Here is a 26,803-nt window from a genome sequence, read left to right on the forward strand (position 1 = left end):
ATAAAGCAAGATAGTAGTGATCTAAGTTCTTGTTTCTAAAAACTAATACTTCATGGATTTTGTTCTAATTCTGAAATGTCTTTTTACGATTAATTGCAATGCCACAAGAAGATAAAATTACATTATGATAGAATTTTTCAGACATTTTATACAGGAATTCGAATTACCATTAAACAATCCAGTATTAATTTTTTCGTTAATACTTTTCATTATTCTACTGTCTCCCATTTTACTAAAAAAAATAAACATTCCGGGCATTATTGGACTTATCATTTCGGGTGTTATTATTGGCCCTCACGGATTAAATATTCTGGCAAAAAACTCGGCAGTAGATTTATTCTCCACAATAGGACTTTTGTATATTATGTTTATTGCAGGTCTGGAACTCGATATGAATGAGTTTAAAGCTAACCGAAATAAAAGTTTATTATTCGGATTTTTCACGTTCATTTTACCGCTTTCTATTGGTTTTCCTGTTTGTTTTTATTTATTAAAATACGATTTTAATGCCAGTTTCCTGACCGCGAGTATGTTTGCAACGCATACATTGGTAGCCTATCCAATTGTAAGCAAACTGGGTATAGCAAAAAATCAGGCAGTTGCCATAACAGTTGGAGGTACAATTTTAACAGATACTGCAGTTTTGATTATTCTGGCGGTAATTATGGGAAGTGCTCAAGGAAGCTTAAATCAGGCTTTTTGGATAAAACTAACGGTTTCACTAGCTATTTTCTCAGCAATTATGTTTCTGGTTATTCCCAGAATTGCCAAATGGTTTTTTAAAAAACTGGAAAGTGAGAAACATGCCCATTATATTTTTGTACTTTCAGTTGTTTTCTTTGCAGCCTTTTTGGCCGAAGTAGCAGGAGTAGAGCCAATTATTGGGGCATTCGTTGCCGGTTTGGCTTTAAATCCTTTGATTCCACATTCTTCTGCTTTAATGAACAGAATTGAATTTATTGGAAACGCCTTATTTATTCCGTTCTTCTTGATTTCTGTTGGAATGCTGGTTGATGTCAGCGTGATTTTAAGCGGGCCAACGGCTTTAATTGTAGCGGGAACATTGAGTGTTGTGGCTATTTTTGGAAAATGGATTGCAGCGTTTTTTACCCAAATTGTTTTTAAATATACCAAAACCGAAAGACAACTTATTTTTGGTCTGAGCAGTGCGCACGCGGCGGCAACTCTGGCTGTTATTTTAGTTGGGTTTAAGGCCAAGATATTAGACGAAAACATCTTAAACGGAACTATTATTCTGATTCTGATCACTTGTATTGTAGCTTCATTTGCTACAGAGAAAGCGGCAAAAAAAATAGCAATTTGCGAAGAAGAAGTTTCTCATGAAGATGCAGGTAAAGATCAGATTTTAGATGAACATATTTTGATTCCGTTAGCCAAAAGTTCTGCTACTTCAAGTCTACTGGATTTTGCACTTTTAATTAAAGATAAAAAATCACTCAATCCGGTTACTTTATTAACGATTGTTCCAAATAATGATCAGGCCGAAAAGAATATCTTAAAATACCGAAAAGCAGTTGATAAATTTGTAATTCAGGGTTCAGCTTCAGAAGTTAAAATAAATACGATTGCCAGAATCGACCATAATCCAGCGAGTGGAATTGCCAGGACTTCTAAAGAAATAATGTCAGACATTGTTATTGTGGGATGGCCAAGAAAGACGGGTTTCCTGGACAAAATCTTTGGAGAGAATGTAGACTCAATTATAAATAATGTAGATAAAAGTCTATTTATTTGCCGATTCCAGAAAAACTTTATTGAAGATAAAAGATTAGTTTTTATCTGTCCTCCTTTTTCTGAAAGAGGAGTTGGGTTTCATCTTTTATTACAGAAGATTTGCAGATTATCCCAGGAATTAAGTATTCCGATTGTAATTTATGCTGAGTACAAAACGCATCAGGCCATTCAGGAGATTGCAAATTATTTGCGATTAAATGCAAAATTAGCTTTCAAAGGCGTTACGGAATGGGACGATTTTGAATCGATTTCAGATGAGCTAAAACCAACCGATTTAATCGTTTTTAATTTATCAAGAAAAGGGTCTGTTTCGTATCAATCTATTTTTGACCGACTGCCTCAAAAATTCGAAAAATTCTTTAGTGATAACAATATAATCTTAGTTTATCCACAGGATGACCGTAAAGAAAGTGCGATGGATGCCTATGAAGATTTTACAGCTACGCCATTAACTAAAAGTCTGGAAGCGATTGAACAAATTGGTCGCGGTTTGGGAAGTATTTTGAAGAAAGGATAAACAAAATGAAAAAAGTAGAAGAACTTATAGATCAAAAAGATCCGGGTTGGGTAATTGTAGAAGACTGGATTAAAACAGCAAAGAATAAAGTTGAAATTCTGCCTGTTGATGTTGTAAAAGCAAAAGAAACATTATATAAAACTCAGGTTACGACTCGCTCTACAATGGGGGCGATTGTTTTTATGACTGGCGGACTTTTGATTGACGATGGCTGGATTAGAATTTTGGGTTCCGGAAATGCAAAATTTGATCGCACGCTACCGGATTGGAATCATGGAAAATCGTTTACAGAGTTTGGACAAGCTGCTCCTTTTTTATTGATAGCAGATGATGCTATTGGAGGTTTTTATTTACTGAATGGTGGTGGATTAGGAACTGATGTGGGGAAAATCTATTATTTTTCTCCTGACAATCTCGAATATGAACCACTTGATATTACGTATTCTGAATTTTTAGGATTCTGTTTTAGTAATGATTTAGATAAATTCTACGAAGGCAACAGATGGAACGGATGGAGAGAGGAAGTTTCTAAATTAAAAGGGGATGAAGTCTTTAATTTTTACCCTTTTCTATGGACGGCCGAAGGAAGCGATATTAATAAAAGTTCACGAAAAATAATTCCAGTTCAGGAACAATACAGCTTAAATCTGGAACTGCGAAAACAACTCGGTTTTGATAATTAATAGAGCTCTAAAATCTGCGTGAAATTAATCCTTATCGAGCAGGAATTTCGCTACATTTGATTTTTATTTTAAGAATTAAAAATGAGCGAAATTGTAAATTATTATAACGATCTGGCGAGTACTTATGACCAGGATAGATTTGATAATTCCTACGGAAGATTTATTGATTATCAGGAGCGAAGAATACTGGATAAATTATTAACCGATAAAAAGGAACAAATTCTTGATTTAGCTTGTGGTACCGGCAGACTTTTAAATTATGCTTCGATTGGAGTTGATGCAAGTCCTGAAATGATCGAAATTGCAAGAAAGAAGTTTCCTGAAAAAAAGTTTCTGGAAGGAGAGGCTGATCGAATAATTTTAGAAAATAATAGTATTGATACAATCATCAGTTTTCATTTTTTTATGCATCTGGATCAAAAGAATATGAATTTGATTTTGGAAGAATCGCATAGGATTTTAAAAAACAATGGCAGAATTATTTTTGATATCCCATCACGAAAACGAAGAAATTTGTTGGGGTTTAAAAAAGAGAATTGGCACGGAGCATATAGTTTAGATTTTGACGCTATAAAAGAAAATTCAACTTTTAAGATCAAAAGGACATTTGGTTTATTGTTTTTTCCCATACATAGATTTCCCAAATTTTGCCGAAAATTTCTAATAAAGTTTGATACATTTTTAGCAAATTCATTCCTGAAAGAATATAGTTCTTACTTAATTATTGAATTAGAAAAAAGATGAAAATTTGGAAACAAATTAAGATCAGTTTAAAACTATTAATCAGGTTTAAGAATGATTTTTTAAGCAAAGATTTGTTTGAATTTTCTAAGCCAGCCAAAGGTGATTTAAGGTTTGATTATTCGATTTCTATAGCCCAGGAGATTAAGCCCGGTGAGACTTTTGAAAATAAAATGTATAACATTTTATTAGCATCAAAAAGAATAAATAAACATGTTCTTCAACCCCGCCAAATTTTTTCTTTCTTTAAAATTGTTGGAAACCCAAATCTGAATTTTAAGAAAAGCAGAACTTTAGTAAACGGAAAATTAGAGCAGGAGAATGGTGGCGGAATGTGTCAGGTATCAGGAATTGTGTACCAGATGAGCCTGATTGCCGGTTTAGAAATTTTAGAAAGACACAATCATTCTGTTGATATTTATACTACAGAAACCAGATTTGCACCCTTAGGTTGTGATGCAACAATCGTATATGGTTATAAAGATTTGAGAATAAAAAATAATTTTTTGTTTGCCGTTAAGTTTGAAATTGAAATAATAGAAAATTTTATTTATGTAAATTTATGGAGTGAGAAAGCAATAGAAAAACAAGAATTGCTTTTTGAATCTATTTTCGATAAAAAATTGATAACTGTAAATGTTTTCAATAGTGATAGAAAATTGCTAAATCAATCGAAGTACCAAAAAATGAGCTGATTTTTTTTCTTAAAGTAATTTGTAAAACTCAATAAAATGCAACACAAAGCGACATCAATCCGACCATTTATTGGAGCTAAAGATTTTGAAATTTCCAGAAGTTTTTATCGTGATTTAGGTTTCGAAGAAGGAGTTTTAGATCCAAAGTTTTCTGTTTTTAAAACAGGAGATTTAGCCTTTTATCTTCAGGATTATTATGATAAAAGCTGGAATGAAAACACTATGATTTTTCTCGAAGTCGATGATGTTGATTACTATTACGACGAACTTCTTGCCTTAAATCTAACCGAAAAATATGGCGTAAAACTAACCCCAACACGCCATTTAGATTGGGGAAGTGAATGTTTTCTACATGATCCGTCTGGTGTATTATGGCATTTTGGGAAGTTTAATAAGTAAACTAAAAAATAGCCACAAATTCACGAATTTTATCTTGAATCTATTCGTAAAAACGGCACGTAACGTTTAGCAAAAATTCGTGAATTGCTTCGCCTGTTCGCTACCGCTCGGGTCGTGGTTGTTTTTTTTAATTTGTCAAACAAAAATCTGCCAATTGTATTGTATTTTGCGCTCTTTGATACCAGTCATTATAAACCAATTCTAAATTTTCAGCTGTAAATTCGCCAAAATCATAATTACGGAATTTATCGGTGATTTTGATTAATTTCTTAGGATCATGAAGTGGTTCCTGAAAGCGCATAATGGTAGAGTGCGCTGTACTAATTGTATATCGACTGTCAATATTTTGCTGCAAATCTGAGTTCTTGAAATTCTCACGTAGTTTGTTTCGTAAATTATCCAGCGTTTCATCTGTTGGAAATCCCTGAATCATTATCGCAGAAGGCGAAGCTGTTATGCCTTTAAACTGTATTTTAAGTTTATCTGCTTCTATCAGACTTTTGCAAATAATCTGAACATAATCGATTGGTGAGATCTGATTTAATTTAAATTCCTCAGAGCATGAAATTATCGACAAAACCGTAATGTGAATATCGGAATCAGGATAATAATATTGTTTAGGTTCAGCTTTCTTTAATTCGTTAATAAGAACCTGAATATTGGATTTAATTTCTTCATTGGGACGAATAAGTAATGTTATTCCAAATCGCGCATCAGATTGATTTGTAATTTGAGAATCTATCGAGTATTTTCCTGTCGAAATAGCTTCAGCAGATTTTTTGTAGAGTTGGTTATAGTGTTCAGTTAAGTTCATTGTAGTGTTTATTCAGCTTCAAAAACAGATTTCAAAAGCTGTTGTAAATCATGTTTATTATTCTCGCCGCCGCCTTTCCATTTTCCAATAATGACTCCGTTTTTGTCAATTAAAACCTTATGCGGAATTCCGAAAACAAAGTAGTCATTGACAATGGTAGTTTTGTTTTCAGTAGCAGAAAGATGTTTCCATGATTCGATTTTTTCTTTTGCAATAGCGTTTTTCCAAAGATCGGCTTTTTCATCTTTGGTAACACTAATGATTTCAAATCCTTGCTGGTTGTATTTTTTGTACAATTCTTTGATATAAGGAAGTTCTTCGCGGCATGGAGCGCACCAACTTGCCCAAAAGTCTATTAGAATATATTTCTGACCTTTAAAATCACTTAGCGAAACGGTTTGACCATTAATATCTTTTAAAGTAAATGCTGGAGCAATACTGCCAACTTTACTTTGTTTGAAATATTTTAGTCGCTCTGACATTTCTTTACCTTCTTCGGAATTCTTTATTTCAGGAGAAAAATTTTGGAAAACTTCTACGAAAGTGTCATAAAAATTCATTCCTGTAAAACGGCCGGCACTTACTTTCATTATTTGTAAAGCCTTTAATGAATTTGGATGTTTTCTGGCAAAATCAAAATCAAGTTTTAATTGGTTTATATCGTTTTGATCTTTTGCATTCCAAAGCGTATCTAAGCGAAGTGTAAGCAGATTTCGTTTAATAGAATCTGTTTCAGCTTCTATTTTAAGATTGCAGTCTTTCATTAATTTCGAAAGAGAATCCTGAATTTTTTGGGTTGGTTTATGTAGTTCAACAAGTTCTTTTTCGATTGAAGTTTGATCTTGAGCAATAATAAAAGAACTTGAAAAAAATGAAAGCAGTAAAAAAAAGATTCGTAATTGTTTCATAGAATTGGTTTAATTCAGATTATGGTTAGTTGTTAGAACATAAGAGACAAGGTCAGGAAATCTTATTTCTTTTTTGCTTTCTCGAGATTTTCTTTCACTCTGAATTTTACAATTTTAGTGATTAAATCAAAAGGCATTGGTTGATTTAAAGGAAACTGAACAGAACCTTTACCTGATTTATATTTAGAAAGCTCTTCCTTAAACGCTTCGTGACCAGTTGGCAAAGCATACAAACCAATATGATTTTTGAAGGCAGCAAAATATACTACGATTCCATTTTGTTCAAAAGCAGGCATTGAATAACTGATTTTTTCTTTGGCATCCGGTGCTGCTTTCTGAATTGTCATTCTGATTCTTTCTAAAATTTCCTGAACATCATTTGGAAATCCTCCAATGTATTCGTCTATACTTTCGGGTTTTTTAACTTCCATACTATTTTTGTTTTTTTTGTTTCAGGTTTCAAGTTTAAGGTTTTCGTAACGAACTTGAAACTTGAAACAAAATGAACTTTTCTAAGCCAAACCTTTCGGGAATCGGTCCAGAACGAGATTTAGCAAGATATTATGTTCTAAATACGCTTTTGCTCCTGCTAAAACTAACGTAAAACCTTCTGTTGAATTGCGAACCTGATCGATTATTTTATCTGAATCTCCTTTTAAACCTGAATTTGTGATACTCACAAAAGTTTCATTTTCATTTAATGGGCTAAAAGTCCATTCAACCAAAGTGATTTCGTCGGGATTTCCCCATTCGATCACAATCTTTTTATTTTCCTGTAAAACTAATGTCGTTACTGAAAGTGAAAAGCCATACATCTCCCATGTCCATTCTGTTTTTTGGTTTTCTTTTAATTTTCCGGATCCCTTTGTAAACCAAAATTTAGTAGTTATTTCCGGATCAATAAAAGCCTGAAAAACTTCTGAAACAGGTTTTCTAATTAGCATTTCGGCTTTTGCAAATTTGTTGTTTTCTGTTTTCATGATTTAGGTATAAAATGTAAAAGGTGAGTTGTTTTTTGGAAACTTCTAATTTAAGAAAGTTATTTTGATAAATGAGAATAAAAAAAATCCACACAAGTTTTTGACCTGTATGGAAAATCTAAAATCTAAAATCTAAAATGTTTCTTTTACTCTCTTATAGTTGTTTTATCATGTAAAGCAATTTCGGCAATTTCATCTTTACGTTTAAAACTGACTCCCTGATGTTGTTGCATGTATTTAATTAAATCATTTGTAGCTTTTACCATTTGTGGAGTTCCTCCAATGCGGTCATGAAAACTAATTGACATTTGTCGGCGCTGTGTTTCGCTTTCTGCATATAGTTGGTCAAATTCTAATTTTACTTGTTGAAAAAACTGGTCTGCCGAAAAGTTTTTTCCTTCAATCAAAACAATATCGTTACAACGGATGGTGTAAGGAACCACGGCAAAATCTTTGTTTTTTACCTGAGTGATGAAAGGTTCATCACGACTAAGATCATCAATGTGATATTTAAAACCAAGTTCCTGCAAGATATCAAGTGTGTTTTGTCCACGGCGTAACCAGTTTGCATTATAGCCAACAGGAGTAAAACCGGTCACTTTTTTTATGGCATCGACACCATCTTTTATGAATTTTTTTTCTTCATCATAAGGCATAGTGTATTGTGTACTCCAGCTCATTCCGTGTGCAGCCGCTTCGTGACCTCTTTGTACAATTTCTTTGGCCAGTTCCGGATTTTTTAGAACAGCTGTTCCTACCATGTGTGAAGTTACTTTTACGCCCAGTTTGTCCCAATTGTCCAACATACGCGGAATTCCTTCTTTGTATCCGTATTCGTACCAGGTCGCAGCAGGCAGATCAATAAAACCTTTTTGTATGTTTTGAGGAAATGGACTTTCGGCATTTTGAGGTTGTCCTCCGGCTTCAAACTGCATTGAGATTGAAACAACAAGTCTTGAGCCGTCTGCCCATTTTGATTTTTGCGAAGAGAAAAGTGGAGTAGTTTTAGAAATTTCCGAGAAAGTGTCAATAGGATTTATCATACCAACCATTCCAATGATACCGGTTTGTTTTATAAAATTTCTTCTTGAACTCATAATGTTTATTTTTTAATTAATGTATCAACAGCCCAGCTATTGTAATCGATAAAATGCAACAGTAAGGTAAAAAAAGCAATGTGTATTAGTTGTGATGGAATGGCTTCCCAATTTTCAATCATTGAGGTACCAAATAATAAAATTAGCATTACAACAGCTCCGGCAATTAAGGATGGTTTTGTAAATAAACCGAGTAATAATAGAGTACCAATTGAAAATTCTGCAATGGGTAAGATGTAACTAAAAGGGGTTACGATAATTTTTGGCAGCATTGAATTTTCAAAACTGCTTGTCATCCAGTTACTAAAGGTAACTAATTTTGGTAATCGTATTAATCCATGACCAAACATGCTGATTGCTATTGCAATACGTAATAATAAAAAAGAGGTTGTTTCCATTTTTGTATAATTTTATGATACAAAGTTGAAGATAACGCCTTTTTAAAAGTTGTACAATTATTGGAATAATTTGTATTTTTGAAGGATGGAAATTAGAAATTTATACTACCCTTTTGAACTGCAGTTTCTGGAAGTTTCAGAATACGAAGCTAAAGAACGTAAAAACACGTTTTTTGAAATGGTTTTTGTACTTGAAGGTAAAGGAGTTCAGATTATTAATGATCATCGATTGCCTTATAGTTTTGATAAGTTGTTCCTGATTTTTCCTCAGGATACCCATAGTTTTGAAGTTTTAGAGAAAACAAAGTTTTTCTTTATCAGGTTTCATGACAGCTATCTAAAAACCCAAAGTACAGATTGGATTCAGAAGCTTGAGTTTATTTTTCATAATCACAATCATCTTCCGGGCTGTATTTTGAAAACAGTATCAGATAAACCTTTAATCCGGGCGATGATCGAAGGTCTTATTAGAGAAGAAAATAGTAGTTTTCCGCAGCAGCAGGAAGTAATCAAACAAATTCTAAATACGATTATTACCATTGCTGCCCGAAATATTTCGCTTATTGTGCCTGTAAATATGGATTTGCTCAATACAACACCAAACTTAGATTTACTGAATTATGTTCATCAGAATATTTATCAGCCAGATCAGTTAAAAGCGTCAAATATGGCAGCTGTATTTAACGTTTCGCCAACGTACATAAGTGAATATTTTAAAACAAAAACAGGTCAAAGCATTCAGCAATACAGCATTGCCTATAAGATAAAATTAATAGAAACCCGGCTGAAATTTACTAATATGCAAATCAACGAGATTGTATACGAATTTGGTTTTAGCGATGCAAGTCATCTGAATCGCCTGTTTAAGAAATACACCGGACTGAACCCGAGTACATATAAAAAACAGTTTAAGAAACCTTAATTTTAAACGTATTAAACTTCTTCTTTATTAATCCACTTTCCGACTGCTGGCGGAGTATAATTTTTCATTTGATTTAATAAATCATCAATATCAGGACTTACCAAGAGCATTTTTTGATTGGCTTCTTTTAGTAAACCTTTTTCTGTCATGGTTTTTAATAATTCTAAAAGAGCATCATAATAGCCGTTAACATTTAAAATCGCAATTGGTTTTTTATGGAGGCCTAATTGAGCCCAGGTTAGCATTTCGAAAAGTTCTTCGAGAGTTCCAAATCCTCCGGGAAGCGCAATTACACCATCACATAAATCATTCATTTTGGTTTTTCGCTCGTGCATACTTTCAACCAGGATTAATTCCGTCAGGCCTTTATGTGCGATTTCTTTAGATCTTAAAAAATCAGGTAGTACGCCAATTACCGTTCCACCTGCGTTTAATGCCCCATCTGCAACAGCGCCCATTAAACCAACATTGGCGCCGCCATATATTAATTGTATATTTTGCTGAGCCAGTGTTTTACCCAATGCTACAGCTTGTTCTTCATAAATTTTTTCAGTGCCAAAACTTGAGGCACAAAAAACAGTAATGCTTTTCATTATTCTTTTTTTAGTGTGAAATAATAAATTTCTAGATTTAAGAACGATTAATAAGCCTTCTTTCCTCTTTTCTCAATTCATACTCAAAATACGGAACATCGACACCATTAATATTAAATTCAATATCATTGATTTTTTCAGCTCCGAGTTTTAAAACGGCTTTTTGAGAACGGAAATTTTCAGCTCCAACATGAAAAAGGACCGAATCAACGTGTTGAAAAGCATAATCTATCATTAATTTTTTGTTGGATTTATTATAAGGTCCACCCCAATATTCTCTTGTAATGAAAGTGTAACCAATTCCTACGCTGGATTTTTCTGGACTGTAATCGTAAAAACTAGTTGTTCCCATAATTTCGTTCGTTTGTTTATCGAGAATCAAGAAGGGGCTTTTTGTCATTATGATTTCAAAAAATGTTTTAAAATCTTCTCTTTGATATCGGTTTTTTAAAGGATTCTGTTCCCAGATCAGCGGGTCAGAAGCAGCTTCAAATAGTGCTTCAAAATGTTTTTCCTCTAGCGGAATTAACTTTGTAATTTCGTTTTCTAAGAAATCCGGCTGTAAATTGAAATTATTTGGTGTCATAATTTTTTTAGTTTTTTAGTGGTTAATAACGCAAAGTTTGTCATTTTGATTACGAAGCCTTGGAATCGAAATGAAATGGCAAAAATCAGTTTAAATCCGCTTAAGCTGCGCCTCCGTAAACGAGTTCAATATTTTGTTCGGCTAAGATTTTGCCTAATGCAATTGCTTGTTCTTCATAAATTTTTTCAGTGCCAAAACTTGAGGCACAAAAAACAGTAATGCTTTTCATTTTTTATTTTTCTATTTGATAAACAAAATTATGACGCGAAGGTTCATTATAATAAGCAACTTCTATTTCGTCAATTTTTTTTGCTCCTAATTTTTCGATTGCTTTTTGAGAACGATAATTTTCTGAACCAATATGAAAATTTACTTTTTCTACAGACTGAAAGGAGTAATCGAGCATCATTTTTTTTACCTGAGTATTAAAACCTGTTCCCCAAAATTTTCTTCCATAAAAAGTATAGCCAATAAAAACAGTTTTATTTTCGGGGTCATATTCATAAAATCGTGTGCTTCCCGCGACTTCATTTGTGATTTTATCGAGGATAAGAAAAGCACCTTTGCTTTCTATTGCACCTTCAAAAAAGTTTAGAAATACGTCTCTTTCATAGCGATTTTTATTCGGATGCTGTTCCCAGATTAAAGGATCTGAAGCCACTTTATAGAGTTTTTCAAAATCTGTTTTTTGTAGTGGAACTAATTTTACAGATTCATTTTCTAGTATTTCCGGTTGTAAATTTAAAATTGATGTTTCCATTTTTTTTGCTTTTGTGATTTGATTTTACCACAGATTATGAGGATAAAAACGATTTAAATTTGTTTGATCTGAACACAGGAAACGTTTTCCATTTTAATTTCTTTTCCTGTCTTTTTTAGCATTCCGGTTTTTGTATTTCGTTTAAAGACAATTACATTTCCTGAAATAACATTGGTTGCAATTAGGAATTTTCCACTTTCATCAATAGAAAAAATTCTTGGATGTTTTCCTAAAGTCGATTGATAGCCAATGTTTTTCAAAAGACCATTTTCAGCGATAGAAAAAATGGCAATATTATTTTCTTTTCCGCGGTTTGTGGCGTACAGAAATTTTCCGTCGGGAGAAATATGAATGTCAGAGCTTTCAAATCCTTCTTTAATCTGATCAGGATGGGTATTAATTCGCTGAATTTTTTTGAGCATTCCGTTTTCATAGTCATAAACACTAATTGTGCCTGCCATTTCTTCAATACAATAGCCAAATTTCTCATTAGGATGAAAAGTAAAATGTCTCGGCCCGGCTTCTAAATCAGTTTTTGTAAAAGGATTTGCTGTTTCCTTTAAAGGTTCCTTCAGGGTTTCATCAAAGGCATATGAACGAATTTTATCAGCACCTAAATCGGGTAAAAACAGATAATCAAACTGAGGAGAAAATACTGCCGAATGAACATGTGATCTTGCTTGCCTTTCTTTATTTACACTTCCGTCAGTATATTGAAAGTTTTGCACCATAGAATCAATTTGCCCGTTTTCTAAAATCGGATGAACAGAAACGCTTCCTTCGGTATAATTGGCGTTTACAAGCCATTTACCATTTTTATGAACCGATACATAAACCGGATTTTCGCCACCGCTTGTTTGTTTATTCAAAAAAGTTAAGGTTTTGTTTTGCGGATTAAATTCAAAACTGCTAACACTTCCTGCATTTGGTGTTTTGGTTTCTGTACACGCATAAAGATATTTTCCGTTTGGCGAAAGAGTCAAATAGGAAGGGTTTATGACATTTTTTACTGAAGTTATTTTAATCAGCTTTCCTTTTAAAGTATCCAATTGATAAACCTGAATCGATTCGGCTTCTTTATCCCGGTTATAAGATCCCAGAAAAACATACGTACTCTGAGAAAAAAGATTGAAAGTTACCAGAAAGGTAATTGTAAGGAGGTTGATTTTTAGTTTCAATGGTTTGCTTTTTGGATATTAATATTAGGAAAGAAGTGGAAATCTAAAGCCAAACACAGCAAGTTCTCCCTGCATAAAATCAAGATTTTCATCTCTTTTAAAACCAATATTTTCATACATGCTCCAGGCAGTTTTCATGGATAAAGTAGAATGAATAATAATTTGTTTTCGGTTATTTTCGGTCGCTTTTTTAATGCATTCCAATGTCAGAAGTTTACCAATTCCTTTACCTCTTATATTGGAATCAACGCCCAATAATCGAAACCCTGCCGAATTTTGTTCGCTTGTCGCGGTGCCACCTGAGCCATAATATTGCATGTCGTTAAAATATACAACAGCGCCTGTTATTGTATTGTTTTCATCAACGGCTACCAAAAGTTCTGTTTCGGGATATTGTGTAAATGCTCCAATATTGGCTAGCATTTTATAATAATTGGGTTGTTCGTTTTCTTTGGGGAAACCTTCTAATTGTGAGTAAACATTAATAAGTAATTTACCGATTTCTTCAAATTCAGAAGGGAAAGCATTTCGGATAATATAACTTGAAGTATTCATTTTTTGATTTTTTGTTTCGGGTTTCAAGTTTCAAGTCTTGTCAGGCTGAGCGATCCCGAGGCTTCGGGAGAAGCTCTTAGTATGCCCTTCGACTTCGCTCAGGGTGACAAAGGAGTGTTTTTAGTTTTTTTTGTTTCAGGTTTCAAGTTTCAGGTTTTCAATCTAAAATCTAAAATCTGCAATCTAAAATTATCTAACACCTTTCCACCACTGTTTAAACTCTTGTTTTTCGTTTTTTAGTTCCACTATTTCTCCAATCATTGGCGTAATTAATGCAATCGGATTTTCGGATGAACTATTTAATTCGGTGACTTTTACCAGAGGTTCGTCCCAGGAATGTAATGCTAGTGCAAATTTTGAGGAATGAACAGGAAAAACTCTTTTTGCTTTTAAATCTTTCATGGCTTTTACAACATCTTCGGGCAGATTATGAATATATTTCCAGGCAGGATTATATTGACCATTATCGATAAGCGCAATGTCAAAAGGACCAAATTTGTTTCCAATTTCAGCATAATGTTTATCGTAACCACTATCACCGCCCAAATACATTTTAAAATCTTTGGACTGAAGAACAAAAGAAGTCCAAAGTGTGTTGCAGCGTTTAATACTTCTGCCCGAAAAATGTCTTGACGGAGTGGTGTAAAGCGTTAAATTTTGATCGAGTTCTATTTTTTCATGCCAGTCTTTTTCGATTATAATTTCAGAAGGAAATTTCCAGAATTCAAAATGTGAACCAACGCCAAGCGCCGTAATTATTTTTTTGATTTTAGGTTTCAGCTCCATAATTGTGGCATAATCCAAATGATCATAATGGTCGTGTGTAATCAATAAATAATCAATTTCCGGAATATCAGCTGCAGTATAAATATCAGTTCCTTTAAAGGCTTTTGTAGTTCCATAAATTGGAGAGGCGTTTCCGCTGAAAACAGGATCAATTAAAAAACGTTTTCCCTCAAGCTGAATATAATAAGAAGAATGCCCAAACCAAACCAGAATATCCTGCTCTAAAGGAATTTCATGTAAGTTTATTTTTTTTGACGGAATAACATCAGTCGGAATTTTGCGGTCTACTTTTTTAAAGAAAAAATCTTTTAAAACGTCAAAATAGCCGTAACCTTCTGCTAGTTCAGGAGTAAAGCTTTCGTTTTCGAATTTTCCGTTTTTATATTGAGGTGACTTTTGTATCAAAGCCAGTCTTTCGCCTGCAGGTTGCTTTCCATATCTTGGATGGTACAAAAAGTAAATAATAACGGCTAATAAAAGAAGTAATAGTGTAAGAACCATGTTTTTTTTAGTTAGAAGGATATAATTTATTTAAATTTTTTACAGAAAGTAAAACCATTTTTTTAAGAATTTCCAGATCAATATCTGCCAGCTTTTTGATATAGATACATCCCTTTGAAGGTTTGTGTTTTCCTAGTTTAGCAATTAATTCTTCCCGATCTTCAGCAGACAAAGAAAAATATAGCGTAATAGCAGCTTTTCTTGGCGAAAATGCTGCAAGTGGTGCATCGCCTTCATGTCCGCTTTCATATTTATAATGGTAACTTCCAAAACCAATAATGCTTGGTCCCCACATTTTAGGCTCAAAACCGGTTTGCTGTTGCATCATTTTTATAAGTTCAAAAGCATCGTTTCTTTTAACTTCATCCGGTACCAGATTAATAAAATCGACAACGCTGTTTTCGGTTTCTGTGGTTTTATTTTTTGCCATTACCTTTTATTTTTAATTCAATAAGCCGCTTTTGAGAATTATATTCTTGATTTTAAATTCTGATGCATAAAACAATTCAGGATTTTCATTCATTTGGTTTTCTAAAACAATAATGCTAATATCACTTTCCGGATAGTATAAATTTACAGAAGAAAACCCATCGCCTAAACCTGTGTGTCCATAGTATTTTGGAGTTTCTTTATCTACAACTCTAAGTCCGTAGCCATATCCTACTTTTTCTTTTCCAAAAAGATTATGCTGCGCCAAAATGGTATACTGTAACATTAATTTATAACTCTCCGGTTTTAGAATTTTTCCTTTATGAAGGTTATTGTTCCAGATCGTAAGGTCATTTACGGTTGAAACAATCCCGCATGAAGGTGCTTTGTATGGAGTTATTAATTGGTTTTCTGCCTTTTCAATGCTATTATTAGCATTAAAGTATCCAGTTACTAAATTTCTGTTTTGATCTTTTGAATAACAAAAAGTATTATTCATTTTAAGTTTTTTAAAGAGCGCACTTGTCAATTCCGGGTATGTTTTTTTTGACACAGCTTCAAGAATCTGACCTAATATAGGATAGCCTTCATTACCATATTTAAAATCGGTTCCGGGTTTAAAAAGTAAAGGCTTTTGCAAATCAACGATTCCATGTGTATGATTTAATAATTGATGAACTGTAATTGTATCTGCCCAGGTTTGTTTGAGATTGGGTAAATATTTTTTTATTGGAGTGTTAAGATCAATTTTGCCTTGCTCAACTTCTTTCAAAATCAAAACCGCTGTAATTTGTCTGGTGTTTGACATGATTTCGAATTGACTATCTAATGCTAAAGGCTTTTTAGTATCAAAATCAGCAAAACCTTTTGCTTTAGAATACAATGTTTTTCCGCTTTTTGAAATGAGTACCGCACCATTAAAAACAGGAGTGGTATTTTGAATCAGACTATCTATCTGAGCAGTATAATTATCTTGTTTTTGGGCAGAAGAATTGCAGCTTAATAGGATGAAAGGAAGGGATAATAAATAAGAAAATTTCAAAAGAGGACTCATTAATTTTTTTGTGTCAGGGTTAAAGTTTCGGTTTTTTTAGCTATTGTTTTTATTTAAAGTGTTTAGATCTGTAAAAATCTACATAGAGGGAATTAAAACATTCCGTTTTCATTAATGGTTTCTTTTGGAATGGCTTGCCCTAAATCCCAAAGCTCCACAATTTTATCCGAGTGAAATTTAAGAATATGAACAACGGCAAATCCTAAATCATCGGTGTTTTGTTTTAAATGTGAATGAACAACAACGAGATTGCCATCTTCTAAAATATGATGGATTTTAAAAATCTTATTCGGATTTGTTCTGGAAGATTCTTCCATGGCGAGCATCAGAGTATCGGCATCGCCTTTAAAATAAGCATTGTGATGTTTGAATTTCTTACCCACATGTAGTCGGAATGCTTCATGAGAATGCCCATTTGCAGCGAGTTTTAAAAAGTCCTGAGCAATTTCTTTCCGGGTCATAATCATTAGTTAAAAAAGTAAACTAAGTTATGAAATTTTGAAGTATGTTTTTAAATTAAAGCAAGACTAAATCTTTAAAGTTTTTTAGTGTGTTTCGGCTTTAATTTCGGATAAATCTATTCCTAATTTTTCGAATTCTTTTTGTCCTAAATCTGTAATATAGAAATGTTTGTCTGCAGGTGTGTTTTTTGCAATCCAGCCTTTTTCTGCAAAAGTAATCGCGAGCAATTGACCCAGTTTCCCGCCAATATGACTATAACACATTTTTGCAGGTTTCTGTGGATTTAATTTCTCATTCATTGGGTTAAAATTTATCTTTTTTTGCAGGTTAATTTTAAAGCCAGATATGCCATTGGAATATAGGCAAAAAGCAAATCAACAACGGTAAACCACATTGGTGATGGCAGTGAACAAACACTTACAATTCCGCCCAATAAAAAGAAAGCTCCAATAACCAGCGCCAGCTTTTTTTTATGATTAAAAGCAAGTAACGCGGTTGTTGCAGCTCCTGTAAATGTTCCGATGGCATGTGCCAAGAATGGAAAAAGAAAATGTTGCGCTTCAAATAAATGCATGGTCGTTTTTAGACCTTCCATTGTTGTATTATCAGCACCCTTTGGAGGCGGGATAATTGAACCACTGATTAAAATTATACACATATTAAAAATACTTCCAACAATAATTCCGGCAAAAACGGCCAGTGTATTTCTTAAAACAGGGTTCATAAATAATGGTTTTAGCTCACTAATTTATGAAATTATTTTGAAGATAATATTTTTTCGTTTTCAGTTTGTGGCTTTCCGGTTGCGTTTGGTTCTCCTTTTCCGGTTTCAATGAGATTTTTAAGGCTCTTTTGAATATAATTGGTCCAGGCACCACGGCATATTTCAAAACATTCGTATTCTGAGGTTAAACCAAAATGAGTAAAACGAAGTTCTGTTTTGCCATTTTTTTCTGTGATTTCAAATGTTGGTTTTGTGCCTGTCCACTCGGTTTTGTCTTCTGTAAATTTGAAATAGTTATCTTCAATTAGCCAAACAATCTTCTGATTTGGGATTACTTCGATTAGTTTTATTTTGCAACGATGAACATCTTCATAATGATAATTAAATTCATCATTGAGCCTGGCTGTATTTCCTTCTATTTCTTCTGACCACCAGCCCGGAACATTTGTAATGGCATTAAAAACTGCTGTAGGAGACTGATCGACTACTATTGTTGTGGTAAAATCTGTTGCACTCATTTTTTTGATTTTAAGAATTAGTTTTACAAAGTTACTTTCTAATAATCAATATGTTAGGGTGTGTAAAAGACAAATGTAAGGGGTGATTCAGACAGATTGTTGATTCTAGATTGTTTTATAATGTAATAAGGTTCGAATTGTCCAGTTTCTCCAGACCTGTTCTCCGAAGTGTCCAACAATGGCTAAGCAAATGCTACGATTGTAATTTTTTATACGTTTTATATTCGGTAGTATTTTCTAAGCAAAGTAGTTTTTAATGTTGGTCATAATTTCTTCAATTTTAGAAAAATGATCTGTCATTACATTTTCAAGTTCCAGAGTTCCTCCCAAAATCAGCATTTCTTTATTCTCAAAACGTTTTCCGAGACGATCTTCCAGCATAACATTTTCCATACTTTGGGCAATTCCAATTTCAACTAAAAAATCATTAGGATGTCCTGCGGTGCAAATAACAATTCCGCATGGAATGGTTTTCATATTTGGATATTGATCTGTTTGTCCGTATGCATAACCAACCGAATAGACGCGGTCAAACCAGCCTTTTAGTTTTGCTGGACAGTCGCTCCACCAAACCGGATAAAGGAAAATGATGCAATCTGCTTTTTCGATTTTTTCCTGTTCGCTTAAAACATCTGCAGGAATTGGAAGCTGAAGTTTAGCAAATCCTTCTCTTTCATATTCTTCTTCAGACAGATCACTTTGAAAATTGGAAGCATATAAATCTGAGATTTCTAAATTCCAGTTTTGCTTTAAGATAATAGTTTTTAATCTTTCTAAGATTTGAAATGTATAGGACTTTTTACTCGGGTGGCTGTATATGATTAAAATATTCATACGGAGTGGTTTTTAGTTTTAGAAAGTGATAAAACAAAAAAGTGCTTCATTCAAAATTACGAATAATATTCAAAAATAGGGTAAGACTATTTATTTCAGCCTAATTAGCGTTCCTTTGCGTTTTACAATGTTTTTATAATCCCATTGAATGTTTCTCGCTTTTTCAAGCCATCTTTTTAAATCTTCAATATTGATTTGGTCAACGTGGGTAAAACGTGCTTCAGCAGCCTTAAAACTTCCTTCATTTTGAAGTCCGGGTTCCTCAAAAGACTGACCGCTCCAAAAAAGTAACCGGACAGAATCTTTTAATTTGCTGTACCCCACAACAGGGTTTCCGTCTAAAAACCAAACAGGATGCCTGTGCCAGATTTTATTCTCTGCTTCATGTAGAAATGCGTTGATTTCATTGCTTAACGCATCGCATATTTTTTTGTCTTCTGCGGTTTGAGAATCGTTGTAAGCTGTGATTTCCGAATTCATTATTTTGACGCTTTAAGTTTGCTAAATAAAATATAAGTTCCATTTTCTGAGTGTCCCTTTTCTTTTGCTACAAAACCTTTTCTTTGATAAAATGCTACAGCTTTCGTGTTTTTTTCGAGACATTTTAAAGTGATTGGAAATCCAATTTTGATAATTGTTTCTTCTAATAACGCAGTCCCTATCCCTTTGTGCTGATAATGCTGATCAACATAAATATGGTGAATAAAATTGGTTGGTATCCAGATTGAAATAAAACCAACCGGAATATTATCAAGAAGGGCAACAAGAATAAATTCTCCCTGGGTATGTTTATCAAAATCTTCCAGTGAAAATGCTGAAGTATCAAGCCAGAAGAAAGTATTTTGTCTTTCTTTCAAAAATAAAACTCTTAAGCGATCATAATCTTGTATTCTGATTTCTGTTATTGCTATTTCAGAGTCAGATTGTAGTTTTTTATCGGAATAGTTTTGATTCATTTTCGAGCATTTTTTCGATGTTAAAATAAATGCCGTCTACTTGATATTTTCCTTTTTCAAAGCTTAGATAATCGCAATGATCTACCAAAGATTGTGATTTGGATTCTACATCAAAAAGCTTTAAAATAACATATTCGTGTTCTACTAATAAGACATGAAATCCGGTTTCGCATTTTTTACCATCTCCAGAGGAGAAAATGGCGTTTATAATATTATGAAATTTAAAAGCAGTGATTTTAGCCGCATTTTCATCTCCTTTTAAATGGTAAATGTAGGTTAGATAATTAAGCTGGTTTAGATCAAATGGAAATTCGCTCAGAGAATGGTTTGCCAATTTAATGATTTCATCATAATCTGCTGTATCAAGTTTTTCTTTGTTGTAAAACTGCTGTAGTTTTTTTTCGTCTGAAGATTTCCAAAAAGCATTGTATTTGGGCTGAAAAACATAGCCAAAGTATAAATGACGAAATTCTTCCTGATTTAAAAGGGTATCATTTTTAGCTAAACGATCCAGTAAGGCAGGATAAAAAAATGCAGATTTTTTATCGTTAATTTCTTTTTCGATTGCCTTATAATCCGGAATTGTAAAACTCGGAGGCTGTTGTGCTAAACATGTATTTGCAATAATAAAAATAATTAGTAACGCAATTTTTCTGATCATACTTTGCTGGTTTATAAGGATAATTGTTTTAGAATGAGTTAAGTTACAAAATAATTAGTTTCATTTTATTCCATTATCCATTTTCCTTGTTCTTTTGCCAGATCTATTAATTTTTGTCCTTGTTCGGTCATCAAATTTTCAGCAATCATTCGTTCGGCTCTTTCAATATTGGGTTTGCTCCATTTGCTGGTTTTAGGATTACGATGGGAGAAGGTTAAATAAAAGCTTTCTCCATCTCGTTTTTTGCACAAACTGTCAATCCATCCAAAGCATAGTGCTTCTTCTGTAGCCTCGATTAAACTGATGCTTGGGGTTTTACTTTTCTTATGATATAAAATCAGCCATACCGATTTTTCATTGGCACTGTTTTCTGTTAACCACTTTCTCCAGTCTGCTCTGGTTTCGGCATAAACTGCTAGTTTTCCGTCTTTTGTTTCCATATATCTTAATTTTATAGTAAAAGTAAAATGAGATGATGACAACGGTTTGTCACTAGTAAAAATAAATTAAAATATTGATTATTTGGTGTTTATGTTTTTTTTGAAAACTAATTGTTGAAATTTTGATTGAATGTTGAAGTAATATTGGCGACAAACTCTTTGGTGTATTGTCCGGTTTCGTCTAAATCCGGATCGAGAATGGTGATTTCGAGTCCGGTTAATCTTTTACTTTGAAATAAACAGGAGGTAAGTTCATTAAATTCATTATAGGTAAGTCCGTCCGGAGTTCGGCTGTCGACACAAGGCATTACAGAATCGTTTAAGACATCTGCATCTATATGGAGCCAGAAACCATCGAGCTTCTTCTTTTCGACTTCTAGTAGAAAGGATTGCACGGCATTTTTAATACCTTGTTTTCTTAATTCTTTTAAACTTAAATAAGTTGCAGAAGATTTTATGATTTCGTTTTCGTATTCATCATCATATTCCCGATTGCCAACACAGCAAAGATTTTCTTCTTTGATATAAGGAGATAAATTAAGAATGTTGGTTAATTTTTGATGCCCGTTTCCGGTAACAATTGAGGCTGCCATTCCGCCAACGCCACCTGTTTCTGATAAAGAAACATCCATAAAATCGGTATGACCATCCAGATAAAATAAACCATAATTGCCTTTTTGTTTTAAAGCAATGGCCGATCCTAAAAGAATGCTGCAGTCACCACCCAGTATAAAAGGGAATTTGTTTTGCGAAAGTAAATTATTAATCAAAAAGGCCTGTTCTCTGGCATAATCAACTAAGGAGTTTGTGTTTAGAATTTGAGTTTCTGTGTCCGGTTGCTTTTATACTTAGGAGCGTCGAGCCTAATAACTTCTTTTGGATGGATAGTTTTGTGCAAATTATGTTTCCGAAGCCAATCAGGCAATTTTTTTACACCAGGTTCTTTTGCGGGTTGAGGTTCTTTTAAACCTAAATTTGATGGGAATTCTACAATGTATATTTCTTTCATAACCTGGAGGAATAAGTGTAAAGTTATGAAAATATAAAGATTGTTTTTGTACTATTTAGGCTCAAACAAAAAATCCGACTTGTGATATACAAATCGGATTTTTTATTTTTTATTCCAGTTTTTTGGTCAATTGGAGCGTTCCTTCCTGTAAAGCTTTATAATAATCGCCCTTTTTGAGTTCCGGAATTACATAGGTTGAAACAATATTACGCATATCCTGATCACTCATTTTTGAGCGTATTTTATCTGTTCCCTGAACCTGAATTTGTCTTAGTTGCTTACTAATAACGATTAGAACTGTGGTGTCTAATTTTAATTTTGAAAGTAAATGTTTATCTAAATCCATTGCATAATCTGTTAGATCTGAGTATGGAGTTATGGAAGCTGTAGTTACAATAAGAATTTTGTTTTTTGATTTTGCCTCGTTTGCTTTTAAAAAATCATTTAGGTTTTTGATTTGAGCCGGAGTAAGAATTTTTTCGAAATCATTTACATAATCATACGATTTTGCAAAGATATTTTGCGCTTCGGTTTTTGTTTGCGCAAAAATAGAATGAGATAAAAAAAGAGTAAGGGTTAAGACGAACAATATTTTTTTCATGGCAGATTTGTTTTGGGAGCTGCAAAAATAGTGCTTTATTATTAAAAATGAGTCTTCAAATTGTTATCATAAGACAATATTTATTTTTGAATGAATTGGGATAGGTTTGAGGCTGTTTAAAGCTAACTTTCATTACAAATTAGTGATCTAATTTTTGTCAATAGTAATAATAAGCTTGTTTTTGTTTTGTTGAACAATGATCATTTTTTCTTTGCTAAAACCGAGTTTTTCAAGCCATTTGCCTTCCAGTTTTATCACTGGTATAGTTGTACTTCCGTTGGTTCTGGTTTGATGTTTTGTATGAATTTTTAATTTTCTCTCGTTGTTCATTGTTGGATATAATTTTATATTTCTAATGTGAATTCAAAAGCAATAATTTATTTAAGACAAAGTATTGTCATTTCGATTTCTGTGATAAGACGGGCTTGTTTTGTAATGACCAAATGTCTAACGAATAGTTGAGAATGTTGTCAACTTAAAAGTTGACAAATCGGATTTTAAGATTAAGATTGGCGATTTTGTTTGTGGATCTTCGAGTGTGATTTCTCCCTTTGGTCGAAATGACAAAAATGAGGTAAAAAAAATCCGATTTGCTTTTGCAAACCGGATTTTGAATTTTTATTGTAACAATGGTAATAAATGATCCCAATTAAGGTTTTTGGCAAAATCTAATGCTGTTTTGCCATTTTTAGTTTTTGCACTTATATCGGCTCCTGACTGCAAAATTATTTCTACCGAAGTATGATTTCCTGCGATAGCTTCGCGATGTAAAAACGTATATCCAGAATCGTCCTGACCTGTAGCTTCGGCCGGATTGTTTTTTAAGAACTCAATAAGGCTTTCTTTCATGTTTTTACTCATTGGATGCTCGATTAGGTTTTCCGGCTTTTCATTTTGTTCAAAAACAACCTGAATATCATTAAAATCGCCAAAGTCCAGTCCCCAGGCTTCGTCATGTGATTCTCTCTCTTCGTCGCTCATTTCTGATCTCATGGCTTGTATCGTAAAACCTCCGTAAGTTTTTCCCTGAGTTGCAAATAACCAGTCGCTAATTTGATTGATTGCAATTGCTACTTCGTCTCCGTTGTTTACATTGGTTAGTTGGCCGGGATCATTTACTAAAATGCCATATATATATTCCCCATCAAAGTTTACGTCATTAATCCACATGTGTTCTACGACGGTTTCGTTGTCGATTTCCTGAGTGAATGCTATTTTTACACATGCAACATCCAGTGCAGGTATAATGCGACGATATTCCCATGATAATTCTCTCCAGAAATATTTAAATGTTTCTTGTGCTTTTTTAAAAGCTTCTATCATTTTTGGATTTTCTCCGTCGGCGTAGAATATTGTAGTGTTTTCCATATTTTAAATTTTATAAGATAAGAATTGAATAAAATTAAAAATAGTATTTTTAGTATATTTTCTAAAAGTATTTAACTTTTAATTGTAAAAAAAATCCGATTTACTTTCGTAAACCGGATTTTAAATTGAAAATAATATGTAACTCGCATCAATGCATTTGCATCGATACAATATTTTTACAAGTGAATTACTTCGCCGTAAGCATCAGCCACAGCTTCCATAACTGCCTCGCTCATTGTTGGGTGAGGGTGGATAGATTTAAGGATTTCATGACCTGTAGTTTCCAGTTTACGAGCTACAACTGCTTCTGCAATCATATCTGTAACACCAGCACCAATCATGTGGCATCCTAACCATTCTCCGTATTTAGCATCAAAGATTACTTTTACGAATCCGTCCGGAGTTCCGGCAGCTTTAGCTTTTCCAGAAGCTGAGAATGGGAATTTACCAATTTTTAATTCGTATCCTTTTTCTTTAGCTTGTTTTTCTGTTAAACCTACAGAAGCAATTTCCGGAGTAGCATAAGTACAACCAGGAACGTTTCCGTAATCGATTGGGTCTACGTGTAAACCAGCGATTTTTTCTACACAGTTAATTCCTTCAGCAGAAGCTACGTGAGCTAAAGCTTGTCCCGGAGTAACGTCTCCAATTGCGTAGTATCCAGGAATATTAGTTGCGTTGTAAGCGTTTACTAAGATTTTATCTCTGTCAACAGCGATTCCAACTTCTTCTAATCCGATATTTTCGATGTTTGTTTTAATTCCAACTGCCGAAAGTACGATGTCAGCTTCAAGAACTTCTTCTCCTTTTGCAGTTTTAACAAATGCTTTTACTCCAGCGCCAGTTGTATCAATACGCTCTACAGAAGAGTTTGTCATCACTTTAATTCCGGCTTTTTTCAAAGAGCGCTCAAATTGTTTTGAGATATCTTCGTCTTCTACTGGAACTACGTTTGGCATAAATTCTACAATAGTAACCTCTGTTCCCATTGAGTTGTAGAAGTGAGCAAACTCAACTCCAATTGCTCCGGAACCTACAATGATCATAGATTTTGGTTGTGTTGGTAATGTCATTGCCTGACGGTAACCAATTACTTTTACACCATCCTGAGGTAAGTTTGGTAATTCGCGAGAGCGAGCACCAGTAGCGATGATGATGTGATCTGCGCTGTATTCTGTAACTTTATTATCTTTATCTGTAACGTCAAGTTTTTTTCCTGGTTTTAGTTTTCCAAAACCTTCAATAACGTCAATTTTGTTTTTTTTCATTAAGAACTGAACTCCTTTGCTCATTCCTTCAGCAACACCACGGCTTCTTTGAACAACTGCAGGGAAATCTTTATCAAATTCAGAAACTTTCAATCCGTAATCAGAAGCATGTTTTAAATAATCAAAAACCTGAGCCGATTTTAATAATGCTTTAGTTGGGATACATCCCCAGTTTAAACATACACCACCAAGGTTTTCTTTTTCAACTACAGCTACTTTAAAGCCTAATTGTGAAGCTCTAATAGCTGTTACATATCCGCCAGGACCACTTCCTAAAACAATAACGTCGTATTTCATTTTGTTTGGTTTTTAGTATTTATTTCTGAAGATGAGGTTTATAATTCCGAAACTCATTTTCCGATTTATTCTTTTGTTATTTGTGATTGCGAATTTAAGGATTTATTTTAAAAAACGCTTGAAATTTTATTTATACCCACTTAGATTTTGACCTTTTCACAGAAACTTAAGTAATTGTTAATTGTAAATTGTGAATTATGAATTGAATTTTGAGATTTGGTGAGTAATTGTTGATGGTTGACGGTTGGCAGTTGATCGGATAATTGATCGCGAAAAAAAATAGGCCACAGATTATTAGGATTAAAATGATTTTTTAAAATCTGTGTTAATCTGTGTAATCTGTGGCTCTAAATTTTGTTTTGTTTTTTTGCTGTGGAAAAACTTTGCGGGGCTTCGACTCCGCTCAGCTTGACAATCGTAAATGCAATCAAAAATTAAAAATGAAGGATTAAAAATTATGGACTAAGTTGACATTTTGGATTTTACAACTCATAATTCATAACTCATAACTCATACTTAAACCTTCACATGTCCCCAGTTTTCTCCGCTGGCAATTCGTCGTATCTGCATTTCGCTTACACCAAATTGTTTGGCAATCATTTTCAGACGGGTTTTTTGTTCCGGTCTGGCCAGGATTTTTTTAATCAGCATCACTTTTGTGGTGGTTAGCTTACGTCCGTCGGCTTTTAAATTATGTTCGATAAGATTCTTTTTAGCCTGAATTACACGTGGACTTTTACGGCTGTGCGCCATCATTTCGGCTTTTGTTGCCCAGCGTAGATTGCTAATATCATCGTTGCTGCGATTGTAGTCCATATGCAGAACGTAGGTTTGATCTTCTGATTTTTTCGGAAGGAAATACTGCGCAACTAATTTGTATAAGAAAAGGTATTTATTGACGATTTTATCGTCTTTTTTAACTTTAAATCTAAAGGTTGGATATCCATCACTTAAACCTCCTTTTAGAAGGCGCCCGTTTTCAATTTCATCTGTGAAGCTTATAAGTCGGCCTCGATTTGAAATGGCATATTTTAATTGTAATGAAGCATTTATTTCTATTTCCTTGAACTGTTCGTTTGGATAAAATCTATTTTGTGGCATTTTCTTTTACATTTGATTTCTAGATTCTCAAAGATAACGATAAACCAAAAATGAATGTTATAAGACTGGTTATGAAGTATCAATTTTATGATTCTTATAACGCTTATTTAACGTTTTTAAATGATTTTGACAGTTTTTAAGTCAGTTTGAAACTACAAATTATGAATAATGCAGTTTTATGTTTTCGTAGAAAACGTAAAATTTTAAATAAAT

General features: G+C 33.4%; 36 protein-coding genes. 6 read left to right on the forward strand and 30 right to left on the reverse strand.

Annotation, left to right across the window (positions count from 1 at the left end; all coding sequences use genetic code 11):
• Positions 1-124: 124 nt before the first annotated feature.
• The 5 genes from OLM51_RS09320 (at position 125) to OLM51_RS09340 (ending at position 4,790) form a co-directional block, all read left to right on the forward strand.
• A complete protein-coding gene (locus OLM51_RS09320; RefSeq protein ID WP_264554044.1) occupies positions 125-2,272 on the forward strand; it encodes a cation:proton antiporter in 2,148 nt (715 codons plus the stop codon).
• Positions 2,273-2,277: 5 nt separating this feature from the next.
• Positions 2,278-2,955 carry a DUF2625 domain-containing protein gene (locus tag OLM51_RS09325; protein WP_264554045.1) on the forward strand — a complete coding sequence of 226 codons (678 nt, stop codon included), beginning with the start codon at positions 2,278-2,280 and terminating at the stop codon, positions 2,953-2,955.
• A gap of 81 nt (positions 2,956-3,036) precedes the next feature.
• Positions 3,037-3,699, forward strand: a complete 663-nt coding sequence (locus OLM51_RS09330; protein ID WP_264554046.1) for a class I SAM-dependent methyltransferase — start codon at positions 3,037-3,039, stop codon at positions 3,697-3,699.
• On the forward strand, positions 3,696-4,391 hold the full coding sequence (locus OLM51_RS09335) for a VanW family protein (protein WP_264554047.1): 696 nt from the start codon (positions 3,696-3,698) through the stop codon (positions 4,389-4,391). The genes OLM51_RS09330 and OLM51_RS09335 overlap by 4 nt, the downstream gene beginning before the upstream one ends.
• A gap of 36 nt (positions 4,392-4,427) precedes the next feature.
• Positions 4,428-4,790 (forward strand): VOC family protein, encoded by a 363-nt coding sequence (locus tag OLM51_RS09340; RefSeq protein WP_264554048.1) that lies wholly within the window; start codon positions 4,428-4,430, stop codon positions 4,788-4,790.
• A gap of 127 nt (positions 4,791-4,917) precedes the next feature.
• Here OLM51_RS09340 and OLM51_RS09345 read toward each other — a convergent pair whose 3' ends face one another.
• The 6 genes from OLM51_RS09345 to OLM51_RS09370 all read right to left on the reverse strand — a co-directional run bounded on the left by OLM51_RS09345 (position 4,918) and on the right by OLM51_RS09370 (position 8,987).
• Positions 4,918-5,604, reverse strand: a complete 687-nt coding sequence (locus OLM51_RS09345; RefSeq protein ID WP_264554049.1) for a 2'-5' RNA ligase family protein — start codon at positions 5,602-5,604, stop codon at positions 4,918-4,920.
• A gap of 8 nt (positions 5,605-5,612) precedes the next feature.
• Positions 5,613-6,512, reverse strand: a complete 900-nt coding sequence (locus tag OLM51_RS09350) for a TlpA family protein disulfide reductase (RefSeq protein ID WP_264554050.1) — start codon at positions 6,510-6,512, stop codon at positions 5,613-5,615.
• Between the two features lie 62 nt (positions 6,513-6,574).
• Entirely contained in the window at positions 6,575-6,943 is a 369-nt protein-coding gene (locus tag OLM51_RS09355) for an iron chaperone (protein WP_264554051.1), read from the reverse strand.
• Between the two features lie 81 nt (positions 6,944-7,024).
• Entirely contained in the window at positions 7,025-7,492 is a 468-nt protein-coding gene (locus OLM51_RS09360; RefSeq protein ID WP_264554052.1) for an SRPBCC family protein, read from the reverse strand.
• Between the two features lie 146 nt (positions 7,493-7,638).
• Positions 7,639-8,589, reverse strand: a complete 951-nt coding sequence (locus OLM51_RS09365; protein WP_264554053.1) for a polysaccharide deacetylase family protein — start codon at positions 8,587-8,589, stop codon at positions 7,639-7,641.
• Positions 8,590-8,594: 5 nt separating this feature from the next.
• On the reverse strand, positions 8,595-8,987 hold the full coding sequence (locus OLM51_RS09370) for a DoxX family membrane protein (protein ID WP_264554054.1): 393 nt from the start codon (positions 8,985-8,987) through the stop codon (positions 8,595-8,597).
• An 85-nt stretch (positions 8,988-9,072) separates the two neighbouring features.
• On the opposite strand from OLM51_RS09370, the gene OLM51_RS09375 reads away from it, so the two are divergent.
• Positions 9,073-9,909 (forward strand): helix-turn-helix domain-containing protein, encoded by an 837-nt coding sequence (locus OLM51_RS09375; RefSeq protein WP_264554055.1) that lies wholly within the window; start codon positions 9,073-9,075, stop codon positions 9,907-9,909.
• Between the two features lie 11 nt (positions 9,910-9,920).
• On the opposite strand, the gene OLM51_RS09380 is transcribed toward OLM51_RS09375, so the two are convergent.
• The 24 genes from OLM51_RS09380 to OLM51_RS09495 all read right to left on the reverse strand — a co-directional run bounded on the left by OLM51_RS09380 (position 9,921) and on the right by OLM51_RS09495 (position 26,590).
• Complete coding sequence (locus OLM51_RS09380; protein ID WP_264554056.1) at positions 9,921-10,502, reverse strand: TIGR00730 family Rossman fold protein; 582 nt, start codon at positions 10,500-10,502, stop codon at positions 9,921-9,923.
• Positions 10,503-10,539: 37 nt separating this feature from the next.
• Positions 10,540-11,088: a GNAT family N-acetyltransferase gene (locus tag OLM51_RS09385; protein ID WP_264554057.1), complete on the reverse strand. Its 549-nt coding sequence runs from the start codon at positions 11,086-11,088 to the stop codon at positions 10,540-10,542.
• Between the two features lie 100 nt (positions 11,089-11,188).
• A complete protein-coding gene (locus tag OLM51_RS09390) occupies positions 11,189-11,317 on the reverse strand; it encodes a hypothetical protein (RefSeq protein ID WP_413614535.1) in 129 nt (42 codons plus the stop codon).
• 3 nt (positions 11,318-11,320) lie between these two features.
• The gene (locus OLM51_RS09395) at positions 11,321-11,848 is read right to left on the reverse strand and encodes a GNAT family N-acetyltransferase (RefSeq protein WP_264554058.1); all 528 of its coding nucleotides are present in this window, start codon (positions 11,846-11,848) and stop codon (positions 11,321-11,323) included.
• A gap of 53 nt (positions 11,849-11,901) precedes the next feature.
• Positions 11,902-13,026 (reverse strand): lactonase family protein, encoded by a 1,125-nt coding sequence (locus OLM51_RS09400; RefSeq protein WP_264554059.1) that lies wholly within the window; start codon positions 13,024-13,026, stop codon positions 11,902-11,904.
• A gap of 24 nt (positions 13,027-13,050) precedes the next feature.
• Positions 13,051-13,581: a GNAT family N-acetyltransferase gene (locus tag OLM51_RS09405; protein ID WP_264554060.1), complete on the reverse strand. Its 531-nt coding sequence runs from the start codon at positions 13,579-13,581 to the stop codon at positions 13,051-13,053.
• A 189-nt stretch (positions 13,582-13,770) separates the two neighbouring features.
• Complete coding sequence (locus OLM51_RS09410) at positions 13,771-14,868, reverse strand: MBL fold metallo-hydrolase (protein WP_264554061.1); 1,098 nt, start codon at positions 14,866-14,868, stop codon at positions 13,771-13,773.
• Positions 14,869-14,875: 7 nt separating this feature from the next.
• Positions 14,876-15,298: a DUF1801 domain-containing protein gene (locus OLM51_RS09415; protein WP_264554062.1), complete on the reverse strand. Its 423-nt coding sequence runs from the start codon at positions 15,296-15,298 to the stop codon at positions 14,876-14,878.
• A 12-nt stretch (positions 15,299-15,310) separates the two neighbouring features.
• Positions 15,311-16,351 (reverse strand): serine hydrolase domain-containing protein, encoded by a 1,041-nt coding sequence (locus OLM51_RS09420; protein WP_264554063.1) that lies wholly within the window; start codon positions 16,349-16,351, stop codon positions 15,311-15,313.
• 92 nt (positions 16,352-16,443) lie between these two features.
• Positions 16,444-16,812 carry a nuclear transport factor 2 family protein gene (locus OLM51_RS09425; protein ID WP_264554064.1) on the reverse strand — a complete coding sequence of 123 codons (369 nt, stop codon included), beginning with the start codon at positions 16,810-16,812 and terminating at the stop codon, positions 16,444-16,446.
• Between the two features lie 84 nt (positions 16,813-16,896).
• Complete coding sequence (locus OLM51_RS09430; RefSeq protein WP_264554065.1) at positions 16,897-17,112, reverse strand: ArsR family transcriptional regulator; 216 nt, start codon at positions 17,110-17,112, stop codon at positions 16,897-16,899.
• A gap of 11 nt (positions 17,113-17,123) precedes the next feature.
• Positions 17,124-17,537, reverse strand: coding sequence for a hypothetical protein (locus OLM51_RS09435; protein WP_264554066.1), 414 nt, complete (start codon positions 17,535-17,537; stop codon positions 17,124-17,126).
• Between the two features lie 32 nt (positions 17,538-17,569).
• Positions 17,570-18,055: an SRPBCC family protein gene (locus tag OLM51_RS09440; protein ID WP_264554067.1), complete on the reverse strand. Its 486-nt coding sequence runs from the start codon at positions 18,053-18,055 to the stop codon at positions 17,570-17,572.
• Between the two features lie 237 nt (positions 18,056-18,292).
• Positions 18,293-18,889 (reverse strand): NAD(P)H-dependent oxidoreductase, encoded by a 597-nt coding sequence (locus OLM51_RS09445; RefSeq protein WP_264554068.1) that lies wholly within the window; start codon positions 18,887-18,889, stop codon positions 18,293-18,295.
• Positions 18,890-18,979: 90 nt separating this feature from the next.
• Positions 18,980-19,369 carry a DUF1801 domain-containing protein gene (locus tag OLM51_RS09450; RefSeq protein ID WP_264554069.1) on the reverse strand — a complete coding sequence of 130 codons (390 nt, stop codon included), beginning with the start codon at positions 19,367-19,369 and terminating at the stop codon, positions 18,980-18,982.
• Positions 19,369-19,845: a GNAT family N-acetyltransferase gene (locus OLM51_RS09455; RefSeq protein ID WP_264554070.1), complete on the reverse strand. Its 477-nt coding sequence runs from the start codon at positions 19,843-19,845 to the stop codon at positions 19,369-19,371. The genes OLM51_RS09450 and OLM51_RS09455 overlap by 1 nt, the downstream gene beginning before the upstream one ends.
• Positions 19,823-20,506 carry a DUF4919 domain-containing protein gene (locus OLM51_RS09460; protein WP_264554071.1) on the reverse strand — a complete coding sequence of 228 codons (684 nt, stop codon included), beginning with the start codon at positions 20,504-20,506 and terminating at the stop codon, positions 19,823-19,825. The genes OLM51_RS09455 and OLM51_RS09460 overlap by 23 nt, the downstream gene beginning before the upstream one ends.
• A gap of 65 nt (positions 20,507-20,571) precedes the next feature.
• Positions 20,572-20,946 (reverse strand): YdeI/OmpD-associated family protein, encoded by a 375-nt coding sequence (locus OLM51_RS09465; RefSeq protein ID WP_264554072.1) that lies wholly within the window; start codon positions 20,944-20,946, stop codon positions 20,572-20,574.
• Between the two features lie 107 nt (positions 20,947-21,053).
• Positions 21,054-21,716, reverse strand: coding sequence for an arginase family protein (locus OLM51_RS09470; protein WP_264554073.1), 663 nt, complete (start codon positions 21,714-21,716; stop codon positions 21,054-21,056).
• A gap of 348 nt (positions 21,717-22,064) precedes the next feature.
• Positions 22,065-22,556, reverse strand: coding sequence for a TPM domain-containing protein (locus OLM51_RS09475; RefSeq protein ID WP_264554074.1), 492 nt, complete (start codon positions 22,554-22,556; stop codon positions 22,065-22,067).
• 147 nt (positions 22,557-22,703) lie between these two features.
• Entirely contained in the window at positions 22,704-22,886 is a 183-nt protein-coding gene (locus OLM51_RS09480; protein ID WP_264554075.1) for a type I toxin-antitoxin system SymE family toxin, read from the reverse strand.
• A gap of 288 nt (positions 22,887-23,174) precedes the next feature.
• On the reverse strand, positions 23,175-23,924 hold the full coding sequence (locus tag OLM51_RS09485; protein ID WP_264554076.1) for a DUF2314 domain-containing protein: 750 nt from the start codon (positions 23,922-23,924) through the stop codon (positions 23,175-23,177).
• A 176-nt stretch (positions 23,925-24,100) separates the two neighbouring features.
• Positions 24,101-25,489, reverse strand: a complete 1,389-nt coding sequence (gene lpdA / locus OLM51_RS09490) for a dihydrolipoyl dehydrogenase (RefSeq protein ID WP_070907207.1) — start codon at positions 25,487-25,489, stop codon at positions 24,101-24,103.
• A 516-nt stretch (positions 25,490-26,005) separates the two neighbouring features.
• Complete coding sequence (locus OLM51_RS09495) at positions 26,006-26,590, reverse strand: HNH endonuclease (RefSeq protein ID WP_264554077.1); 585 nt, start codon at positions 26,588-26,590, stop codon at positions 26,006-26,008.
• Positions 26,591-26,803: the final 213 nt, after the last annotated feature.

Origin of the sequence: Flavobacterium sp. N2038 (assembly GCF_025947185.1) — a bacterium.
GTDB lineage: Bacteria > Bacteroidota > Bacteroidia > Flavobacteriales > Flavobacteriaceae > Flavobacterium.

Coding starts and splice junctions, on each gene's coding strand:
- OLM51_RS09320 (WP_264554044.1), top strand. CDS start 125: ATGATAGAATTTTTCAGACATTTTATACAGGAATTCGAATTACCATTA.
- OLM51_RS09325 (WP_264554045.1), top strand. CDS start 2,278: ATGAAAAAAGTAGAAGAACTTATAGATCAAAAAGATCCGGGTTGGGTA.
- OLM51_RS09330 (WP_264554046.1), top strand. CDS start 3,037: ATGAGCGAAATTGTAAATTATTATAACGATCTGGCGAGTACTTATGAC.
- OLM51_RS09335 (WP_264554047.1), top strand. CDS start 3,696: ATGAAAATTTGGAAACAAATTAAGATCAGTTTAAAACTATTAATCAGG.
- OLM51_RS09340 (WP_264554048.1), top strand. CDS start 4,428: ATGCAACACAAAGCGACATCAATCCGACCATTTATTGGAGCTAAAGAT.
- OLM51_RS09345 (WP_264554049.1), bottom strand. CDS start 5,604: ATGAACTTAACTGAACACTATAACCAACTCTACAAAAAATCTGCTGAA.
- OLM51_RS09350 (WP_264554050.1), bottom strand. CDS start 6,512: ATGAAACAATTACGAATCTTTTTTTTACTGCTTTCATTTTTTTCAAGT.
- OLM51_RS09355 (WP_264554051.1), bottom strand. CDS start 6,943: ATGGAAGTTAAAAAACCCGAAAGTATAGACGAATACATTGGAGGATTT.
- OLM51_RS09360 (WP_264554052.1), bottom strand. CDS start 7,492: ATGAAAACAGAAAACAACAAATTTGCAAAAGCCGAAATGCTAATTAGA.
- OLM51_RS09365 (WP_264554053.1), bottom strand. CDS start 8,589: ATGAGTTCAAGAAGAAATTTTATAAAACAAACCGGTATCATTGGAATG.
- OLM51_RS09370 (WP_264554054.1), bottom strand. CDS start 8,987: ATGGAAACAACCTCTTTTTTATTATTACGTATTGCAATAGCAATCAGC.
- OLM51_RS09375 (WP_264554055.1), top strand. CDS start 9,073: ATGGAAATTAGAAATTTATACTACCCTTTTGAACTGCAGTTTCTGGAA.
- OLM51_RS09380 (WP_264554056.1), bottom strand. CDS start 10,502: ATGAAAAGCATTACTGTTTTTTGTGCCTCAAGTTTTGGCACTGAAAAA.
- OLM51_RS09385 (WP_264554057.1), bottom strand. CDS start 11,088: ATGACACCAAATAATTTCAATTTACAGCCGGATTTCTTAGAAAACGAA.
- OLM51_RS09390 (WP_413614535.1), bottom strand. CDS start 11,317: ATGAAAAGCATTACTGTTTTTTGTGCCTCAAGTTTTGGCACTGAAAAA.
- OLM51_RS09395 (WP_264554058.1), bottom strand. CDS start 11,848: ATGGAAACATCAATTTTAAATTTACAACCGGAAATACTAGAAAATGAA.
- OLM51_RS09405 (WP_264554060.1), bottom strand. CDS start 13,581: ATGAATACTTCAAGTTATATTATCCGAAATGCTTTCCCTTCTGAATTT.
- OLM51_RS09410 (WP_264554061.1), bottom strand. CDS start 14,868: ATGGTTCTTACACTATTACTTCTTTTATTAGCCGTTATTATTTACTTT.
- OLM51_RS09415 (WP_264554062.1), bottom strand. CDS start 15,298: ATGGCAAAAAATAAAACCACAGAAACCGAAAACAGCGTTGTCGATTTT.
- OLM51_RS09420 (WP_264554063.1), bottom strand. CDS start 16,351: ATGAGTCCTCTTTTGAAATTTTCTTATTTATTATCCCTTCCTTTCATC.
- OLM51_RS09425 (WP_264554064.1), bottom strand. CDS start 16,812: ATGACCCGGAAAGAAATTGCTCAGGACTTTTTAAAACTCGCTGCAAAT.
- OLM51_RS09430 (WP_264554065.1), bottom strand. CDS start 17,112: ATGAATGAGAAATTAAATCCACAGAAACCTGCAAAAATGTGTTATAGT.
- OLM51_RS09435 (WP_264554066.1), bottom strand. CDS start 17,537: ATGAACCCTGTTTTAAGAAATACACTGGCCGTTTTTGCCGGAATTATT.
- OLM51_RS09440 (WP_264554067.1), bottom strand. CDS start 18,055: ATGAGTGCAACAGATTTTACCACAACAATAGTAGTCGATCAGTCTCCT.
- OLM51_RS09445 (WP_264554068.1), bottom strand. CDS start 18,889: ATGAATATTTTAATCATATACAGCCACCCGAGTAAAAAGTCCTATACA.
- OLM51_RS09450 (WP_264554069.1), bottom strand. CDS start 19,369: ATGAATTCGGAAATCACAGCTTACAACGATTCTCAAACCGCAGAAGAC.
- OLM51_RS09455 (WP_264554070.1), bottom strand. CDS start 19,845: ATGAATCAAAACTATTCCGATAAAAAACTACAATCTGACTCTGAAATA.
- OLM51_RS09460 (WP_264554071.1), bottom strand. CDS start 20,506: ATGATCAGAAAAATTGCGTTACTAATTATTTTTATTATTGCAAATACA.
- OLM51_RS09465 (WP_264554072.1), bottom strand. CDS start 20,946: ATGGAAACAAAAGACGGAAAACTAGCAGTTTATGCCGAAACCAGAGCA.
- OLM51_RS09475 (WP_264554074.1), bottom strand. CDS start 22,556: ATGAAAAAAATATTGTTCGTCTTAACCCTTACTCTTTTTTTATCTCAT.
- OLM51_RS09480 (WP_264554075.1), bottom strand. CDS start 22,886: ATGAACAACGAGAGAAAATTAAAAATTCATACAAAACATCAAACCAGA.
- OLM51_RS09485 (WP_264554076.1), bottom strand. CDS start 23,924: ATGGAAAACACTACAATATTCTACGCCGACGGAGAAAATCCAAAAATG.
- lpdA (WP_070907207.1), bottom strand. CDS start 25,489: ATGAAATACGACGTTATTGTTTTAGGAAGTGGTCCTGGCGGATATGTA.
- OLM51_RS09495 (WP_264554077.1), bottom strand. CDS start 26,590: ATGCCACAAAATAGATTTTATCCAAACGAACAGTTCAAGGAAATAGAA.